Annotated in this window: 2 protein-coding genes; both read right to left on the bottom strand. The window is 63.1% G+C overall.

All coding sequences use genetic code 11. The features are described 5' to 3' along the window. Positions 1-37: 37 nt before the first annotated feature. The gene (locus tag IVA91_RS36805) at positions 38-166 is read right to left on the bottom strand and encodes a hypothetical protein (protein ID WP_256466405.1); all 129 of its coding nucleotides are present in this window, start codon (positions 164-166) and stop codon (positions 38-40) included. A gap of 9 nt (positions 167-175) precedes the next feature. Then, positions 176-502, bottom strand: a 327-nt coding sequence (locus IVA91_RS12645; RefSeq protein WP_247458798.1) for an efflux RND transporter permease subunit, incomplete at its 5' end; no start/stop codon positions are given.

The raw sequence follows: 502 nt of genomic DNA, 5'->3' as shown, positions 1-502 counted from the left end.
ACAGCAGCGAGAGCCGCAAGTAGAATGCGGTGCATGATCAATCTCCTCGGCCCGAGAAGAACAGGTACTTGACCAGCGCGGCCGCGCCCAACGCGAGCACGACGACGATCAGGACCCAGATCAGCGCCATTCCGCCCATCATTCCAGGCATCATGTCGTGCATCATCGGCTCACCTCATTTGGCAGGCTCCGGGATTCGGAGTTTCGTGACGACCGCCTTCGACTTCGCCGGCAAGCGTGGTTTGCCTGCAGGCGGCAACCGGAAGCCTTTGACCAGGCCGAAGATCGCCGGGATCACGATCAGCGTGAGCAGGGTGGAGGAGATCATGCCGCCGATCATCGGCACCGCGATCCGCTGCATGATCTCGGACCCGGTGCCGGTGCTCCACATGATCGGCAGAAGTCCCGCCATGATGGCGACGACGGTCATCATCTTCGGCCGGACGCGCTCGACCGCGCCCTCCATGATGGCCTCGCGGAGATCGGTCCGGCTCAAGGTCCA

The sequence above is a fragment of the Bradyrhizobium sp. 153 genome (assembly GCF_023073835.1).
In the GTDB taxonomy this organism is placed as follows: Bacteria; Pseudomonadota; Alphaproteobacteria; order Rhizobiales; family Xanthobacteraceae; genus Bradyrhizobium.
The sequence above is the reverse complement of the archived record's forward strand: the minus strand, read 5'-3'. Positions and strand labels throughout refer to the sequence as shown.

What these genes read in the sequence shown, in the direction of transcription:
- IVA91_RS36805 (WP_256466405.1), bottom strand. Translation starts at nt 166, where the DNA reads ATGATGCACGACATGATGCCTGGAATGATGGGCGGAATGGCGCTGATC.